The organism is Sphingobium sp. SA2, assembly GCF_032227065.1.
Taxonomy (GTDB): Bacteria; Pseudomonadota; Alphaproteobacteria; order Sphingomonadales; family Sphingomonadaceae; genus Sphingobium.
This window is the reverse complement of sequence record NZ_JAPMXX010000006.1, coordinates 1,708,457-1,723,581: the sequence shown is the minus strand read 5'-3', so window position 1 is coordinate 1,723,581 and position 15,125 is coordinate 1,708,457. Positions and strand designations below refer to the sequence as shown.

Annotated in this window: 16 protein-coding genes; 9 read left to right on the top strand and 7 right to left on the bottom strand. The window is 65.4% G+C overall.

Annotated features, from left to right (window positions below; translation table 11 throughout):
• The first annotated feature begins 209 nt into the window (after positions 1 to 209).
• Complete coding sequence (locus OVY48_RS16145; RefSeq protein ID WP_313923576.1) at positions 210 to 2,000, top strand: DEAD/DEAH box helicase; 1,791 nt, start codon at positions 210 to 212, stop codon at positions 1,998 to 2,000.
• A 204-nt stretch (positions 2,001 to 2,204) separates the two neighbouring features.
• Positions 2,205 to 3,743: a cryptochrome/photolyase family protein gene (locus tag OVY48_RS16140; protein ID WP_313923574.1), complete on the top strand. Its 1,539-nt coding sequence runs from the start codon at positions 2,205 to 2,207 to the stop codon at positions 3,741 to 3,743.
• Here the strand turns inward: OVY48_RS16140 and ybaL are convergent.
• Genes ybaL through OVY48_RS16125 form a run of 3 tightly spaced genes read right to left on the bottom strand, consistent with a single transcriptional unit; the run spans position 3,740 to position 5,982 of the window.
• On the bottom strand, positions 3,740 to 5,377 hold the full coding sequence (ybaL, locus tag OVY48_RS16135; protein WP_313923573.1) for a YbaL family putative K(+) efflux transporter: 1,638 nt from the start codon (positions 5,375 to 5,377) through the stop codon (positions 3,740 to 3,742). The genes OVY48_RS16140 and ybaL overlap by 4 nt on opposite strands.
• 29 nt (positions 5,378 to 5,406) lie before the next feature.
• Positions 5,407 to 5,541 carry a hypothetical protein gene (locus OVY48_RS16130; protein ID WP_272945494.1) on the bottom strand — a complete coding sequence of 45 codons (135 nt, stop codon included), beginning with the start codon at positions 5,539 to 5,541 and terminating at the stop codon, positions 5,407 to 5,409.
• A gap of 45 nt (positions 5,542 to 5,586) precedes the next feature.
• The gene (locus OVY48_RS16125) at positions 5,587 to 5,982 is read right to left on the bottom strand and encodes a hypothetical protein (protein ID WP_313923572.1); all 396 of its coding nucleotides are present in this window, start codon (positions 5,980 to 5,982) and stop codon (positions 5,587 to 5,589) included.
• A gap of 187 nt (positions 5,983 to 6,169) precedes the next feature.
• Between OVY48_RS16125 and rplU the strand changes: the two genes are divergently transcribed.
• The 3 genes from rplU to OVY48_RS16110 all read left to right on the top strand — a co-directional run bounded on the left by rplU (position 6,170) and on the right by OVY48_RS16110 (position 7,689).
• Positions 6,170 to 6,535: a 50S ribosomal protein L21 gene (gene rplU / locus OVY48_RS16120; protein WP_037472318.1), complete on the top strand. Its 366-nt coding sequence runs from the start codon at positions 6,170 to 6,172 to the stop codon at positions 6,533 to 6,535.
• Positions 6,536 to 6,569: 34 nt separating this feature from the next.
• Positions 6,570 to 6,839, top strand: coding sequence for a 50S ribosomal protein L27 (gene rpmA, locus OVY48_RS16115; protein WP_037472317.1), 270 nt, complete (start codon positions 6,570 to 6,572; stop codon positions 6,837 to 6,839).
• A 274-nt stretch (positions 6,840 to 7,113) separates the two neighbouring features.
• Positions 7,114 to 7,689, top strand: coding sequence for a GNAT family N-acetyltransferase (locus tag OVY48_RS16110; protein WP_313923570.1), 576 nt, complete (start codon positions 7,114 to 7,116; stop codon positions 7,687 to 7,689).
• Between the two features lie 30 nt (positions 7,690 to 7,719).
• Here the strand turns inward: OVY48_RS16110 and OVY48_RS16105 are convergent, their stop codons facing one another.
• Entirely contained in the window at positions 7,720 to 8,256 is a 537-nt protein-coding gene (locus tag OVY48_RS16105) for a GNAT family N-acetyltransferase (protein WP_313923569.1), read from the bottom strand.
• Positions 8,257 to 8,287: 31 nt separating this feature from the next.
• A complete protein-coding gene (locus tag OVY48_RS16100; protein ID WP_313923567.1) occupies positions 8,288 to 9,139 on the bottom strand; it encodes a metal-dependent hydrolase in 852 nt (283 codons plus the stop codon).
• A 47-nt stretch (positions 9,140 to 9,186) separates the two neighbouring features.
• Between OVY48_RS16100 and OVY48_RS16095 the strand changes: the two genes are divergently transcribed.
• The 4 genes from OVY48_RS16095 (at position 9,187) to OVY48_RS16080 (ending at position 13,077) form a co-directional block, all read left to right on the top strand.
• Positions 9,187 to 9,804 carry a helix-turn-helix domain-containing protein gene (locus OVY48_RS16095; protein ID WP_313923566.1) on the top strand — a complete coding sequence of 206 codons (618 nt, stop codon included), beginning with the start codon at positions 9,187 to 9,189 and terminating at the stop codon, positions 9,802 to 9,804.
• Between the two features lie 30 nt (positions 9,805 to 9,834).
• Entirely contained in the window at positions 9,835 to 10,932 is a 1,098-nt protein-coding gene (gene obgE / locus OVY48_RS16090; RefSeq protein ID WP_037472313.1) for a GTPase ObgE, read from the top strand.
• 94 nt (positions 10,933 to 11,026) lie between these two features.
• A complete protein-coding gene (proB, locus tag OVY48_RS16085) occupies positions 11,027 to 12,157 on the top strand; it encodes a glutamate 5-kinase (protein WP_313923565.1) in 1,131 nt (376 codons plus the stop codon).
• Positions 12,158 to 12,162: 5 nt separating this feature from the next.
• Positions 12,163 to 13,077 carry an SDR family oxidoreductase gene (locus OVY48_RS16080; protein WP_313923563.1) on the top strand — a complete coding sequence of 305 codons (915 nt, stop codon included), beginning with the start codon at positions 12,163 to 12,165 and terminating at the stop codon, positions 13,075 to 13,077.
• Between the two features lie 81 nt (positions 13,078 to 13,158).
• On the opposite strand, the gene OVY48_RS16075 is transcribed toward OVY48_RS16080, so the two are convergent.
• Both OVY48_RS16075 and radA read right to left on the bottom strand, forming a co-directional pair.
• On the bottom strand, positions 13,159 to 13,674 hold the full coding sequence (locus tag OVY48_RS16075) for a CvpA family protein (RefSeq protein WP_096062499.1): 516 nt from the start codon (positions 13,672 to 13,674) through the stop codon (positions 13,159 to 13,161).
• Positions 13,675 to 13,685: 11 nt separating this feature from the next.
• A complete protein-coding gene (gene radA, locus OVY48_RS16070; protein WP_313923560.1) occupies positions 13,686 to 15,053 on the bottom strand; it encodes a DNA repair protein RadA in 1,368 nt (455 codons plus the stop codon).
• Positions 15,054 to 15,125 lie beyond the last annotated feature (72 nt).

Genomic DNA, 15,125 nt, shown 5'->3' with positions numbered 1-15,125 from the left:
AGCCGGACGGAGAGATGCAACGCGAACGAAAGGGGCAAACCCCTTCGCCACCAGCCATGCTGGCGGCTCCTGCCCTTGCCGGGTGGGAATGTGAAAATCAGGGTGTGTGGCCTATCACTCTGAACGTCTGCTTTGGCAGGCGTAAGGCACAGGTCTTACGAGTATCCGTCGGAAGAGGCGGGTCGCTTAACCGACGAGAAAAACTAGACATGGCATTTGATACCCTCCCGCCCATCCTCGCCCAGGCGCTGACGACCAAGGGTTATGAAACCCTGACCGAAGTGCAGGCATCCGTGATCGAACCCGAAGCGATTGGCCGCGACATGATCGTGTCGGCCAAGACCGGATCGGGCAAGACCGTCGCCTTCGGCCTCGCCATGGCGGGCGAGTTGCTGAACGAAGAAGGCCGCTTGCCCCCACCGGCCTGGCCGCTGGCGCTGGTGATCGCGCCGACGCGCGAATTGGCGCTGCAGGTCAGCCGCGAACTCGAATGGCTCTATGCTGGTGCGCGTGCGCGAATCGCCACCTGCGTCGGTGGCATGGATGCCGCCCGCGAGCGCAAGGCGCTGGCGCAGGGCGCGCACATCGTCGTTGGTACGCCGGGCCGTCTGCGCGACCATCTCGAGCGCGGCGCGCTCGACCTCTCGGCGCTCAAGACTGCGGTGTTGGATGAAGCCGACGAAATGCTCGACATGGGCTTCCGCGAAGATCTGGAGGGCATTCTCGACGCCACCCCCGATGGCCGCCGCACCCTGCTGTTCTCGGCGACGATGCCCAAGCCCATCGTGGCGCTGGCCCGCCGCTACCAGAAGGACGCGCTGCAGATCGCGACCACCTCGACCGAGCGTGGCCATGGCGACATCAGCTATCAGGCGATGACCGTCGCCCCGTCCGACATTGAAAATGCCGTGGTCAACCTGCTGCGCTTCCATGAGGCGGAAACGGCGATGCTGTTCTGCGCCACCCGCGACAATGTCCGCCATCTGCACGCCAGCCTGACCGAGCGGGGCTTTGCCGCCGTCGCGCTGTCGGGCGAGCATAGCCAGAATGAACGCAACCATGCGTTGCAGGCCCTGCGTGATCGCCGCGCTCGCGTCTGCGTCGCCACCGACGTCGCCGCGCGCGGTATCGATCTGCCGACGCTGACGCTCGTCGTCCATGTCGAAATCCCGCGTGATGCCGAAACCATGCAGCATCGGTCGGGTCGTACCGGGCGTGCCGGCAAAAAGGGCACCGCTGTCCTGATCGTCCCCTATCCGCGCCGTCGCCGGGTGGAAGGGATGCTCAAGGGCGCCAAGATCCCGGTCGAATGGACGTCCGCACCCAGCAAGGAAGCCATTGCGGCGCAGGACGCCGAACGGCTGCGCACCCGCCTGCTCGAACCCATGGAACTGGAAGAGTCCGATTGGGCGCTGGGCGGCGAACTGCTCGAAGCCAAGAGCGCCAAGGAAATTGCGGCGATGCTGGTGCGGTCGGCGCGCGGCGCGCTGCCTGCGCCCGAAGAGCTGCTCGACGGTAGCGACGCCCCGGCTCGCCGTGAAGGACCGCGTCCCGGTTTCGAGGATACCCAGTGGTTCCGCATGAATATCGGCCGCACGCAAAATGCCGATCCGCGCTGGATCTTGCCGTTGATCTGCCGTCGCGGCCATGTGTCGCGCGGCGACATCGGCGCGATCCGCATCACCGCCACTGACACGATGTTCGAAATCCCCAAGGCGATCTCGGCCAAATTCCTGGCCGCTGTCCGCCGCACGGGCGAAGCGGGTGACGAGGGCGCGGATGTGATGTTCGATCCCATCGATGGCGCACCGCGCGAGGAAGCCCGTGGCAACCGCAAGCAGTTGCGCCCCGCCAATGGCGATCGTCCCAACCGCAGCGGCCCGCCCCGTGGCGGTCCCGGTGCCGGATCGCGCGGCGGCGCGTCGCCGCACAGCCCACGTCCCTTCAAGGGCGCTGGCGCCGGTGGCCCGCGCAAGGGTCCGCCGCGCAGCCGGGGCTAAATGTAGGATATTTCAACACCCGTTCGTGCTGAGTAGGGGCTGAGCGAAGTCGAAGTCCCGTATCGAAGCATCGCCCGGCCCCCTCCTTCGATACGCCGCTTCGACTTCGCTCAGCGGCTACTCAGGACGAACGGTGTGGATGAAGGCCTGACGCCCCTTAAAGACAGGTGGGAGCTATCGGGGCCGTCGGTCATTGCAGCACGCATGACCGACGGCCCTTTTCTTATTCCCGTACTGGGCGACCAGCTCGACCCCGACATCGCCGCGCTGCGCCACGCTGATAAAGGGCGCAGCGTGGTGCTGATGATGGAGGTAGCCGAAGAAACCACCTATGTCCGCCATCATAAGGCGAAGATCGCCTTCATCCTGTCCGCCATGCGCCATCATGCCGATCGGCTGCGCGGGCTGGGCTGGACGGTCGATTATGTAAAGCTAGACGACCCGGCCAATAGCGGCAGCTTCACCGGCGAAGTCGCGCGTGCCATCGACCGGCACAAGCCCGCCGCCATCCATGTGACCGAGGCCGGGGAATGGCGCGTCCGGGCGATGCTGGAAAGCTGGGAATTGCGCTTCGGCCTGCCGGTCACCATCCATGAGGATGACCGCTTCCTCTGCACCCATGCCGAATTCGATAGCTGGGCCGCCGCGCGCAAGCAGTTGCGGATGGAATTTTTCTACCGCGACATGCGGCGCAAGACCGGGCTGCTGCTGACCGAGGATGGCCAGCCCGAAGGCGGCCAGTGGAATTACGACGCCGACAATCGCAAACCGCCACCCGCGCGCGACCTGCTGATGCCCCGCCCCATCCGCTTCCAGCCCGATGCGATCACGCAGGATGTGCTGGCCATGGTCGCCACGCGCTTTGCCGACCATATCGGCAGTCTCGACCATTTCCAGTTCGCGGTGACGCATGAGGAAGCGATGCGCCAACAGCGCCATTTCCTTGATGAAGCGCTACCCCGCTTTGGCGACTATCAGGACGCGATGCTGACCGGCGAACCCTTCCTGTGGCACTCGATCCTCTCGCCCTATATCAACGCCGGGCTGCTCGATCCGCTGGCGCTGTGCCGCGCCGTCGAGGAACGCTATCGGGCGGGCAAGGTGCCGCTCAACGCCGCCGAAGGCTTCATTCGCCAGATCATCGGCTGGCGCGAATATGTGCGCGGCATCTATTGGCATGAAGGGCCGGACTATGCCCAGCGCAATGCGCTGGGGGCGACCCGCGCCCTGCCCGGCTTCTACTGGACCGGGGACACGGACATGCACTGCCTGTCCCAGGCGATCGGCCAGACGATCGACCATGCCTATGCCCATCATATCCAGCGATTGATGATCACCGGCAATTTCGCCCTGCTCGCCGGTGTCGACCCGCATCAGGTGCATATCTGGTATCTGGAAGTCTATGCCGACGCCTATGAATGGGTCGAGCTGCCCAATACGCTGGGCATGAGCCAATTTGCCGATGGCGGCCTGCTCGGCTCCAAACCCTATGCGTCGAGCGGTGCCTATATCAACCGCATGTCCAACTATTGCGGGTCATGCCGCTATGATGTGAAGCAGCGCGTCGGCAAGGACGCCTGCCCCTTCAACGCGCTCTATTGGGACTTCCTGGCCCGCAACCAGCGCAAGCTGGCGTCCAACCCGCGCATGGCCCTGCCCTATCGCAATTTGGACAGGATGCCCGTCGAGGACCGTACCGCCATCCGGGAACAGGCGGCACGGTTCCTCGACTCCCTCGATTAGGTCGCACCGCACAGCGTCAGCATCCGCCCGGCCAGTTCCCGCTCGCCCATCACGATATGCCGCACGCCCAGCGTTTCGAGATGCGCGACCTCCGCATCCGAATGGGCGCGGGCGATCACTTCCAGCTTGGGGTTGAGGTGGCGAGCATGTTCGTGGATCGCGCCCCCTTCGAACCCTTCGGGCACCGCGATCAGCAGATGATGGGCCTCGGTAATCCCCGCGCTGAGCAGCGCCTTGTCTTCCAACGCATTGCCGCGCACGACGGATAGCCCGGCCTCCTGCGCTTCCTCCACCTTCTCGGCATCATCCTCGATCACCGTGAAGGGCATCTGCCGCTCGGTCAGCCGATCGGCGATCAGCTTGCCGACCCGGCCATAGCCGACCAGGATGATATGTCCGATCGCGGGCCGCGCCGCCGCGACGCGCGCGGCCTCCGCCACGACTTCTTCCTGCTTGCGGCCGCGCACGGCCAGCGAGAAGAGGATGGGGTTGAGGAAGATCGACACGATCGCGCCTGCGAGGATCAGGTCGCGCGCTTCGGCCGGAAGTACGCCGAGCCCCGTGCCCAACGTCGCCAGGATAAAGGAAAATTCGCCGATTTGCGCCAGGCTGACCGCGATGGTCATCGCCGTGTCGCCCGGTTTGCCGAACAAACGGACGATGGCATAGGCGGCGATCGATTTGCCCACGATGATGATCGCGACCGTCGCCAGCAGCGGCAGCGGCTGTTCCCACAGCACGGCCGGATTGAACAACATGCCGACCGACACGAAGAACAGCACCGCAAAGGCATCGCGCAGCGGCAGCGTCTCCTCCGTCGCGCGACGGCTGAGCGGCGTTTCGCCCAGGATCATGCCCGCAAAGAAGGCACCCAGCGCAAAGGATACGTCGAACGCATAAGCCGCACCGAACGCGACACCCAGCGCGATCGCCAAGACCGCCAGCCGGAACAGCTCCCGCGATCCGGTATGCACGACCCAATGCAGCGTCCAGGGAATGACCCGCCGCCCCACGATCATCATCAGCGCGACGAAGCCCGCCACCTTGAGCAGCGTGCCGACCAGCGGCGCGATCAGCGCGCCCGCCCCGGCCCCGGAGTCCGCGTCGCTTATGACGGCGGCCAGGGCAGGCAGTAGGACGAGCGCCAGCACCATCACCAGATCTTCGACGATCAGCCAGCCGACCGCGATCCGCCCCCGCCGCGTTTCGACCAGATCGGCCCCTTGCAAGGCCCGCAGCAACACCACCGTACTGGCGACCGACAGGGCCAGGCCAAAGACGATGCCGCCCATCAGCGGCCATCCCATGAGGGCGGACAGCCCCATGCCAAGGCCGGTCGCCACCGCAATCTGCACCAGCGCACCCGGCACGGCGATATGTTTGACCGACATCAGATCCTTGAACGAGAAATGCAGCCCGACGCCGAACATCAGCAGGATGACGCCGATTTCGGCGAGTTCATTGGCCAGTCCGCTATCGGCGACGAAACCCGGCGTGAAGGGACCGACCATGATCCCGGCGACGAGATAGCCCACCAGGGGCGACATGCGGAGCCTGTGGGCGATCGCGCCCATGATGAAGGCGACGACGAGGCCGGCGACGATGGTGCCGATCAGGGGCGTGTGATGGGGCATGCAAGCCTTTCGATGCGAATCACGCTATATCAGAACGTCAGGGGATGGAGCAGGACCGCCAGCAGCAGGGCGGCCGCAGCCAGACCTGTCATGATAGCGGGCATGAACCACCAGGGCGGACGACGACGCTTGCCGCCGGGCTCAGGCTTATCGGACATCTTCATGGTCCTCCTTTCGACGATGCCCGTCGAAACGGGCCGTTCAGATCGTCAGAAGGCGGCAGGCGGGGCGCGCGCACGATGGCCGCCGGACAATAGCAGAGGTGCCGCCGCAATCTGCGGCGGCGAAAAGAAAATTCGCAAGCGGCCTACGGAGGCGACGAGCGCCAACGTCGCGATGATGCAGAAAAGAAGGATAGGCGGCGTGTCATCGCCATCCACGCGCGCGGCCTGCGCGACGTGCGGCGGCGTCGGTGCGCGCGCCTTGATCACCACATCGCTCGTTGCAGGATTGAAAGCGGAGCCGGTCGGGCGACTGAGCGGCGGGCCGATGGGCGCCAGCGCGGACAGGAGCGTCACCAGGATCAGCATCCACAAGGCGACGAATAGGCTATAGCGGCTAAGCTGCCGATCGCCCTTTCCTGTCTCGCCTGTTATATGCCGCATCGCTCGCTTCGGTCCTTTCGCGGACAAGATAGGGCCTGTGCGAACCGAAAACCACCCCGGTTCCGCGCCGCCATCGGTTGACACCCGCGAGTCATTCCACTAACGGGCCACATTCCCGCGCGGGTCGGCAAGGCGTCATGTCTTTGGTGATTTGCGTAAAGCAGATTTGAACGAGAAGAGACAAGCCATGTTCGCTATCGTGCGCACAGGCGGCAAGCAGTATCGCGTCGCCGCCGGAGACAAGATCGTCGTCGAAAAGATGGCCGGTGAAGCCGGTGACAAGATTACGCTGGACGACGTCCTGCTGGCCGGTGAAGGCGGCGATCTGAAGGATGTGGCCGGTCTGACCGTCGCAGCCGAGATCATCGCGCAGGCGAAGGGCGAGAAGGTCATCGTCTTCAAAAAGCGCCGCCGCCACAATTATCGCCGCAAGAACGGCCATCGTCAGCGCCACACGATCCTGCGCATCGTCGCAATCGGTGCCGAAGACAAGAAGGCCGCCAAGGCCGAGGCCAAGACCCAAGACGCAGCCCCGGCTGCTGCCGAAGCCTGATCGCTTCGCGCCTGATATTCTAGGAGTTTAGACAATGGCACATAAGAAAGCTGGCGGTTCGTCGCGCAACGGTCGTGATTCGGAATCGAAGCGCCTTGGCGTCAAGAAGTTCGGCGGTCAGGAAGTGATCGGCGGCAACATCATTATCCGTCAGCGCGGCACGCGCGTCTATCCCGGCCGCAATGTCGGCATGGGCAAGGACCACACGCTGTTCGCGCTGGGTGAAGGCCGCGTGGTATTCCACGCTGGCAAGCTCGGCCGCAAATATGTGTCGGTCGACGCGATGGCCGAAGCGGCAGAATAACGGACGACGAATGACGGGTCGTCCTTTCAAGGGGCGGTCCTTTCGTTACGCGAGCCTTTAGGTTCAAGTGACGATGTTCGAGGGATTAAGGGGCGCTCCTTCCATCAGAGGGGCGCCCTTTTTCCGTTGGGCGAAACATCCTCTTAAATTCCCTCAACCCACTGGAACTCCACGCCTTCTCACGCGTCATGCAGGCGGGGAACATGCCAGACATCGACCGTCGTCAAGCCGTCATCATTGGCGGCTATGGGCACGCCCAAGAGGAGAGAGAAGAATGTTCGCCCGCACCCCCCGCCTGCTGCTGCGTCCAGGCTGGATGGAAGACGCGCCCGCGCTGGCTCATGCGATCAGTGATCCTGCCATCCTGCGCAACCTGACCCACGCGCCTGCTCCTTATGCTCTGGATGATGCGCAGGCCTTCCTGTCGCTGCCCCATGATTCGCGCCTGCCGCGCCTGCTCGCCTTCACCCGCACGCGCGGCGCGCCGCGTCTGGTCGGCGGTTGCGATATTCATCTGGACGCGCATGGCACGCCGGAACTGGGCTATTGGATCGCGCGGCCCTATTGGGGACTTGGCTTTGCGACCGAAGCCGCCCGCGCGGTCCTCAGCATGGCGCGCGCCCATGGTGTCCAAGGCGTTCGCGCGGCGCATTTCCTCGACAATCCCGCGTCGGGCAATGTCCTGCGCAAGATCGGCTTCCGCTTCACCGGCCGGGTCGAGCAACGCTACAGCCTCGCCCGCCAGACGATGGTCGATTCGCTGCTGTTCGAAGAAGGCGAAACCCACGGCATGCACCCGGACCCTGCCATGGACCTCTATCGCGACGCCACACAGGCGATGGCGGCCTGATAATGCGGGCGGGGGAGTTTTCCCCGCCCGTCACGCCGAGTGCGGCCGCCGGGGCCGATCGAACACTCGCGTCGGCTTGTCACCCAGCATCCTGTCGACCAGCGCAACAAAACCCAGTTTCTCGGCGACCCTGATCGACGCGCTATGGTCCGGCGCGATGATGCAGCGTAGGGATGGCGCATCGAGATGGGCGTCGGCCCAGCCGACCACCGCACCCATCGCTTCGCTGGCCACGCCTTTGCCCCAAGCCTGCGGCCCCAGCACCCAGCCCGCTTCCGGCACCCCCTCCAGTTCGGGCAGGCCGCGCGCGGCGCTCAGCAGGCCGCCCTCGCCCAAAAACGCGCCGGTCGTCCGATCCTCGATTGCCCACATGCCATAGCCCAGCAGCGACCACATGCCGGCATAGCGGAGCAGGCGAAACCACACCGCCTGCGCGTCCAGCGGCACGCCACCGACATGGCGCACGACCTGCGCGTCCGCCCATAAGGCGCGGCACGCCGTATAATCGGCGATGCCGTGCGGGCGCAGGATCAGGCGGTCGGTGTGGAGCGTGGGCGCATCGGTCATGGCTCGATAAGATCGCGCCCCACCCTGCCCGTCAAGCCGCCGACGGCAGCGGCCCGGTCATCCGCGCGTCGGCATAGTCGCTGTCCACCAGCGCGATCAGCGCCCGGTCATCGACCGACCAAGGATGAAAGCCCGGCTTGAAATAGCTGAGCCACGGCCCGGCCACCCGGCGCAAGATACCCGGCCGCACCAGCGCATAGCGGAGCAATCCGCCCCAGGCGCGCACGCCCGTCACGCCATCCTGCCGCAACAGGTCCATCATCCCCCGCGCACGATGATGCAGGAAATGTTTGGTGGCGATCAGCATCATCAGCGACCGCAGCCGCCAGCGCGCAAACCCGCTCCAGTCGCGCGTCGCATGGACCCAGGTATCATGCGCCACGCCCTTATGCTCGATCTCCTCGACCGCGTGCCAGCGCCACAGCGCTGCAATCTCCGGGTCCGCCCCGTCGAGCAGACGCGGGTCGCGCAACAGTTCATGGGCCAGGATCGCGGTAAAATGTTCCAGCGCCATGGTCGCGGCCAGGCTGACGATCGGCGGACGCCGCTTCGCCAGGTCCAGCACCCGCACGACATCGGCGTCGAGCCGTGACAATTCATAACCATGATCCGCCACCTGCCGGTTGAAGGCCAGATGCTCGCGGCTATGCACCACCTCCTGCTTGATGAAGGCCGCAATCTCGCCCGCCAGCCGGTCCGGCGCGCCATCGCGAAAGGCGCGGACACTCTCGATGAAATAGGCTTCGCCGCGCGGAAAGGTCACGGACAGGGCGTTGAAGAAAGCCGTGGCGATCGGATCGCCATTCAGCCAATGTCGGGCCGCAGCGCGGTCCCGCCCGAAACGGCGGTCGCGCGGCGTGATAGTGAGGTCGGTCGGGGTCATCTCGCACTCCTTACTTACATTGATGTAAATAAGAGTTACTGACACCTATGTCAATAAAACGTGTCCGCCTCAGCCCGGATGAAAGCCGCCTCGCCGCGCTGGAGGCCGCGCGCATCCTGTTGATCGAAGCTGGCCCCCAGGCCGTGACCCTCAAGGCCGTCGCCGCGCAGATCGGCCGCACCCATGCCAATCTGCTCCACCATTTCGGATCGGCGGCAGGGCTGCACAAAGCGCTCGCCGCTTATCTTGGCGACACCATCACCGCCACCATCGGCGAAGCCGTGGACGCGGCACGGCGCGGCAAGGTCAGTCCGCGCACGATCGTCGACATGACCTTCGACGCCTTCGACCGCGAAGGCGCAGGCGCGCTGGCGAGCTGGATGCTGGCGCTCGGCAATGAAGACGCGCTCGACCCGGTGGTGGAGGCGATCCACCGGCTGGTCGACAAGCTGACCGCCACCGCACTGACCCCGCATCTCGCCGACCTCATCCGCGACAACACGTTGATGCTCGTCCTGCTGGCGCTGGGTGATTCGCAAATGGGCGGGCCGATGGCGGGCGCGCTGGGGCTTCCCCGCGAAAAGGCGCGTGAAATGGCCACGCGCAGCCTCAGCTTTGCCCTGATGCAGGAGGCGGCGACGCTTGCCGCGCAGGCCGAGGTTTAACTTTTCGCGCGATGGCGCTATGGGCCGCCCATGCATTTTCTCGATCAAGCCAAAATCTTCATCAAATCCGGCTGGGGCGGCCCCGGCGCGGTCAGTTTCCGACGCGAAAAATATGAGGAATATGGCGGCCCCGACGGCGGCAACGGCGGCAAGGGTGGCGACATTATTTTCGAAGCGGTCCAGGGCCTCAACACCCTGATCGACTTTCGCTACACCCAGCATTTCAAGGCACAGCGCGGCACGCCCGGCATGGGCAAGAATCGCTATGGCGCGGGCGGCAAGGATCTGATCATCCAGGTGCCGGTCGGCACTCAGATCCTCTCCGACCCCAAACCGATCGAAGGCAGCGAGGACGAAGACGGCATCCCCGATTATGAGGATCAGGACATCCTCGCCGATTTCACCGAAGTCGGCCAGCGCGTCACCTTCCTGCGCGGCGGCGATGGCGGCCGCGGCAACATGTCCTACAAGACCAGCACCAACCGCGCCCCGCGTCAGCATGGCACGGGCTGGCCGGGCCAGGAAATGTGGGTGTGGCTGCGGCTCAAACTGCTGGCCGATGTCGGCCTCGTCGGCATGCCCAATGCGGGCAAATCGACCCTGATCAACCAGGTGACCAATACCAAGGCGAAGGTCGGCGCCTATGCCTTCACCACCACCAAGCCGCAATTGGGCGTGGTGCTGCACAAGGATCGCGAATTTGTGCTGGCGGATATCCCCGGCCTGATCGCGGGCGCGGCCGAAGGCGTCGGCATTGGCGACCGGTTCCTGGGCCATATTGAACGCTGCCGCGTCTTGCTGCATCTGATCGACGCCACTGTCGATGATCCGGTCGAGGCGTTTCAGATCGTCAGCGACGAACTCGCCGCCTATGGCGAGGGGCTGGACGAAAAGCCGCAGATCGTCGCGCTCAACAAGGGTGACCTGTTGGGGCCCGAACTGATGGAGGACATTGCCGAGCAACTGCGCGATCAGGTCGGCGTGGAGGATGTGTTCATCATCTCCGGCGCGACCGGCGATGGCGTGGGCAAATTGCTCGACGCCATCCTGCCGATCCTGGGCGAAGCCCGCGCCGCCGCGCGGCAGGAGGCACAGGACGACGAAGACGGGACATGGTCGCCGCTATAAGCGACCTGCATGACACCCGTTCGCTTCGAGCGAAGTCGAGAAGCGGGTGCATGGCGATTCTCGACTTCGCTCGAACCGAACGGACCATTTGCCTGTGACTCCCTCCCTCTCCGGCTTCCCCCCCACCCTGATCCGCCGCTTGGTCATCAAGATCGGCTCGGCTCTGCTTGTCGATCCGGCGGGCAATGTGCGGATCGACTGGTTGCGCACCTTGGTCGCAGACGTCGCGGCGCGGACTCGGGCGGGGCAGCAGATCATCATCGTCTCGTCCGGCGCGATCGCGCTCGGTGCGCGCCGCCTCAAATTGTCGAAGGGCGGGCGCGGCAGCCTGGAGGATGCGCAGGCCGCTGCCGCCACGGGACAGATCGCCCTGTCGCAATGCTGGGCCAGCCTGCTCGACGAGCGCGGCATTACGGCCGCGCAAATGCTGGTGACACTCGATGACCTTGAAAATCGCCGCCGCTATTTGAACGCCTCGGCAACGCTCGAACGGCTGATGGCCTTGCATGTCGTGCCGGTGGTCAATGAGAATGACAGCGTCGCCACCGCCGAAATCCGCTTCGGCGATAATGACCGGTTGGCGGCGCGTATCGGACAGGCGGCACGGGCTGACGCGGTTGTGCTGCTTTCCGATGTCGATGGGCTTTACACCGCCAACCCGCACGTCGATGCGAACGCCATGCTGATCGAAACCATAGACCGCATCGACGCGCGAATCGCGGCCATGGCCGATGGTGGCTCCGCCTCCGGCATGGGATCGGGCGGCATGACGTCCAAGATCGAGGCCGCCCGGATCGCCACTGGCGCGGGCGCGCACCTCGCCATCATCTCCGGCAAGGTCGATGCGCCGCTGTCGCACTGGACGCAGGGCGGCAAGGGCTCGATCTTCCTGGCCGCGCAAGGCAAAGGCGCGCGCAAGGGCTGGCTCGCCGGCCGCCTCACCGTGCGCGGCCGCATCATCGTGGACGCGGGCGCGGAAACCGCGCTGTCCAAGGGCAACAGCCTGCTCCCCGCCGGTGTCGCCGCTGTCGAAGGCGTGTTCGCGCGCGGCGATGTGGTCGATATCGTGGCGCAGGACGGCCGGGTTATCGCCCGCGGGTTGATCGAATATGATAGCGATGCCACCGCCAAGATTGCGGGCCGCCGCAGCGAGGATATCGCCGCGCTGCTGGGCGAAATGCCGCGATCGGTCCTGGTCCATCGCGACCATATGGCAATGGTCTGACACGCATGTCCCTCCGCATTGCCATGACCGGCGCGACGGGTTTCGTCGGTGCTGGAACCTTGGATCAGGCGCTGACCGTCGGGCACCATGTTACCGCGCTGACCCGCCGGGCGCAGCCGCCGCGCGCGCGCCTCAAATGGGTGCCTGGCTCGCTCGACCAGGCGGCGGGCCTCGATACGTTGGTGCGCGACGCCGATGTCGTGATCCATATTGCAGGCGTGGTAAATGCGCCCGATCGCGACGGCTTTGAAATGGGCAATGCGCGCGGCACGATGGCGGTGGTGGACGCCATGCGCAAACGCGGGGTCCGGCGGCTGATCCACATTTCCTCGCTCGCCGCGCGCGAGCCGGGCCTGTCCGACTATGGCTGGTCGAAGGACTTGGCCGAACGCCATGTGAGGGCTAGCGGCCTCGACTGGACCATCGTCCGTCCACCCGCCATCTACGGCCCCAATGATCGCGAAATGCTCGAACTTTTCCGCATGGCCAAACGCGGCATCATGCTGCTGCCGCCGGGCGGACGGCTGTCGGTGATCCATGTCGCCGATCTTGCCCAGTTGCTGCTGGCGCTGGCCGACGATCGCGACCTCAGCCTCGCCCAGACCTACGAACCCGATGACGGCACGCCCACCGGCTGGGACCATAGGGATTTCGGTGCCGCCATCGGTCGCGCGGTGGGCCGGTCGGTGCGTATCTTGGCGACTCCGGCCTGGCTGCTCGGCGTCGCTGCGCGCACGGATCGCCTGTTTCGCGGCAATGGGGCCAAGCTGACCCCCGACCGTGTCGATTATTTCTGCCACGCCGACTGGGTCGCCGCCGCCGATGCGCATGTCCCCAAGCAGCTATGGATGCCGCAAATCCCGACCGAAGAGGGATTGAAGGCGACGGCGCAGGCCTATCGCACCAAGGGCTGGCTCTAGGCGGCGCACATCGCCTCATGCCGTTCGGTTCGAGTTTGTCGAAAACAAGGTCGTTCTCGACACGCTCGAACCGAACGGAGGCTAGTCGGCCTCGACCGGCTTCTTCGCCCGCTGTTCCGCCAGAAATTCGCTGACCGCCTGCCCGCTGGCATTGAGCAGCGGAAAGGTCCGCGCATCCGACAGCCAGTCGGGACGCCGCGCGCCGCTGCCATACATGGTGTCATAGACCAGGCTGAACGCCAGGAAGGCCAGCGTCGCCCCGATCAGTCCCTTGACCGCGCCGAATCCACCGCCCAGCACCCGGTCGACCGGGCCCAGCACCGACTGACGGGTGCGCCGACCGATCGCGTGCGCGACCATCTTGCCGACGCCGAAGGTAACACCGAACACCAGCACCAGCGCCAATATGGCGGCGCCGCTCGCCGTGCCGACGAAGGGGGTCAGCAGATCGGCCACCGAGGCATGGAACAGCCGGATGCAGAAGATCGCCAGCACCCACGCCATCAGCGACAGGGTTTCCAGCACGAACCCGCGCAGCAGGCCCAATATGGCGCTGCCGCCAATGGCGAGCAGGACGATGATATCGACGGCGTTCATCGCCCGCGTGGCTATCCCCCGCCCAGCATCTGGTCAACCAGTTGCGCGAGGGTCCGAAAGCCGCTGACCGCTATCCCCTTCACCCCGTCGGTCGCCGACGCCGGGATGAAGGCGCGGTTGAACCCCAGCTTCGCCGCCTCGCGCAACCGCAGCGGCGCATGCGCCACGGGGCGAATTTCGCTCGACAGCGCGATCTCGCCGAACAGCACGACGTCGGAGGGCAAGGGCTTTTCCGACAGCGCCGACACCAAGGCCGCCGCCACCGCCAGATCCGCCGCCGGGTCCGACAACCGATAACCACCCGCTACGTTCAGATAAACTTCGCAGGTCGAGAAGCTAAGGCCACAGCGCGCTTCCAGCACCGCCAGCACCATCGCCAGCCGCCCATTATCCCATCCGACCACTGCGCGGCGCGGCGTCGCCCCGCTCGACAGCCGCACCACCAGCGCCTGGATCTCCACCAGCACCGGCCGCGTGCCTTCCAGCGCGGGGAACACCGTCGCGCCCGTCACCGTCTCGTCGCGATGCGTCAGGAACAGCGCGGATGGGTTGGCGACCTCCTCCAGTCCTTCGGACACCATCGCGAACACGCCGATTTCATCGGTGCCGCCAAAGCGGTTCTTGATCGCACGCAGGATGCGATATTGATGGCTGCGCTCACCCTCGAACGCCAGCACGGTATCGACCATATGCTCCAGCACGCGCGGCCCGGCGATGCTGCCATCCTTGGTCACATGGCCGACCAGGATCAGCGCGGTACCGCGCTGCTTGGCGAATTTGATCAATTCCTGCGACGAGGCGCGCACCTGGCTGACCGTCCCCGGCGCGCCTTCGATCAGGTCGCTGTGCATCGTCTGGATCGAATCGATCACCAGCAAGGCGGGCGGCTCGCCCTGGCTCAACGTCGTCAAAATGTCGCGCACCGACGTCGCGCTCGCCAGCATCACCGGCGCGTTGCCCAGCCCCAGCCGTTGCGCGCGCAACCGTACCTGGTCGGCCGCTTCCTCGCCGCTGATATAGGCCACCGACAATCCGCGCGCCGCGACCCGCGCCGCCGCCTGGAGCAATAAGGTTGATTTGCCGATGCCCGGATCGCCACCGATCAATATGGCTGATCCCGCGACGATTCCCCCGCCCAGCGCCCGGTCGAACTCGGCAATGCCGGTGCTGGTGCGCGGCGGCAATTCGACCTGCGTGTCCAGCCCGACGAGCGTGATCGCGCGCCCGCCCGTATGCAGGTCATGCCGCGCGGAAAAGGCGGTCTGTGGCGCTTCTTCGACGATGCTGTTCCATTCGCCGCAATCCTCGCACTGCCCCTGCCACCGGGCCGCAACGGTGCCGCATTGCTGACAGACGAATTTGCGCTTTGTCTTGGCCATGGCCCGGATATGCCGTTGAGACGCGAACATTGCAAGAACATCCGTTCGCCACTGGAAACATGCCTGCGCCTT

Excerpts from the sequence above, each read along its gene's own strand:
- radA (WP_313923560.1), bottom strand. The coding sequence starts at position 15,053 with ATGGCCAAGACAAAGCGCAAATTCGTCTGTCAGCAATGCGGCACCGTT.
- OVY48_RS16075 (WP_096062499.1), bottom strand. The coding sequence starts at position 13,674 with ATGAACGCCGTCGATATCATCGTCCTGCTCGCCATTGGCGGCAGCGCC.
- OVY48_RS16095 (WP_313923566.1), top strand. The coding sequence starts at position 9,187 with ATGTCAATAAAACGTGTCCGCCTCAGCCCGGATGAAAGCCGCCTCGCC.
- OVY48_RS16140 (WP_313923574.1), top strand. The coding sequence starts at position 2,205 with ATGACCGACGGCCCTTTTCTTATTCCCGTACTGGGCGACCAGCTCGAC.
- OVY48_RS16080 (WP_313923563.1), top strand. The coding sequence starts at position 12,163 with ATGTCCCTCCGCATTGCCATGACCGGCGCGACGGGTTTCGTCGGTGCT.
- rpmA (WP_037472317.1), top strand. The coding sequence starts at position 6,570 with ATGGCACATAAGAAAGCTGGCGGTTCGTCGCGCAACGGTCGTGATTCG.
- obgE (WP_037472313.1), top strand. The coding sequence starts at position 9,835 with ATGCATTTTCTCGATCAAGCCAAAATCTTCATCAAATCCGGCTGGGGC.
- OVY48_RS16145 (WP_313923576.1), top strand. The coding sequence starts at position 210 with ATGGCATTTGATACCCTCCCGCCCATCCTCGCCCAGGCGCTGACGACC.
- OVY48_RS16105 (WP_313923569.1), bottom strand. The coding sequence starts at position 8,256 with ATGACCGATGCGCCCACGCTCCACACCGACCGCCTGATCCTGCGCCCG.
- OVY48_RS16110 (WP_313923570.1), top strand. The coding sequence starts at position 7,114 with ATGTTCGCCCGCACCCCCCGCCTGCTGCTGCGTCCAGGCTGGATGGAA.
- rplU (WP_037472318.1), top strand. The coding sequence starts at position 6,170 with ATGTTCGCTATCGTGCGCACAGGCGGCAAGCAGTATCGCGTCGCCGCC.
- OVY48_RS16100 (WP_313923567.1), bottom strand. The coding sequence starts at position 9,139 with ATGACCCCGACCGACCTCACTATCACGCCGCGCGACCGCCGTTTCGGG.
- OVY48_RS16130 (WP_272945494.1), bottom strand. The coding sequence starts at position 5,541 with ATGAAGATGTCCGATAAGCCTGAGCCCGGCGGCAAGCGTCGTCGTCCG.
- ybaL (WP_313923573.1), bottom strand. The coding sequence starts at position 5,377 with ATGCCCCATCACACGCCCCTGATCGGCACCATCGTCGCCGGCCTCGTC.
- OVY48_RS16125 (WP_313923572.1), bottom strand. The coding sequence starts at position 5,982 with ATGCGGCATATAACAGGCGAGACAGGAAAGGGCGATCGGCAGCTTAGC.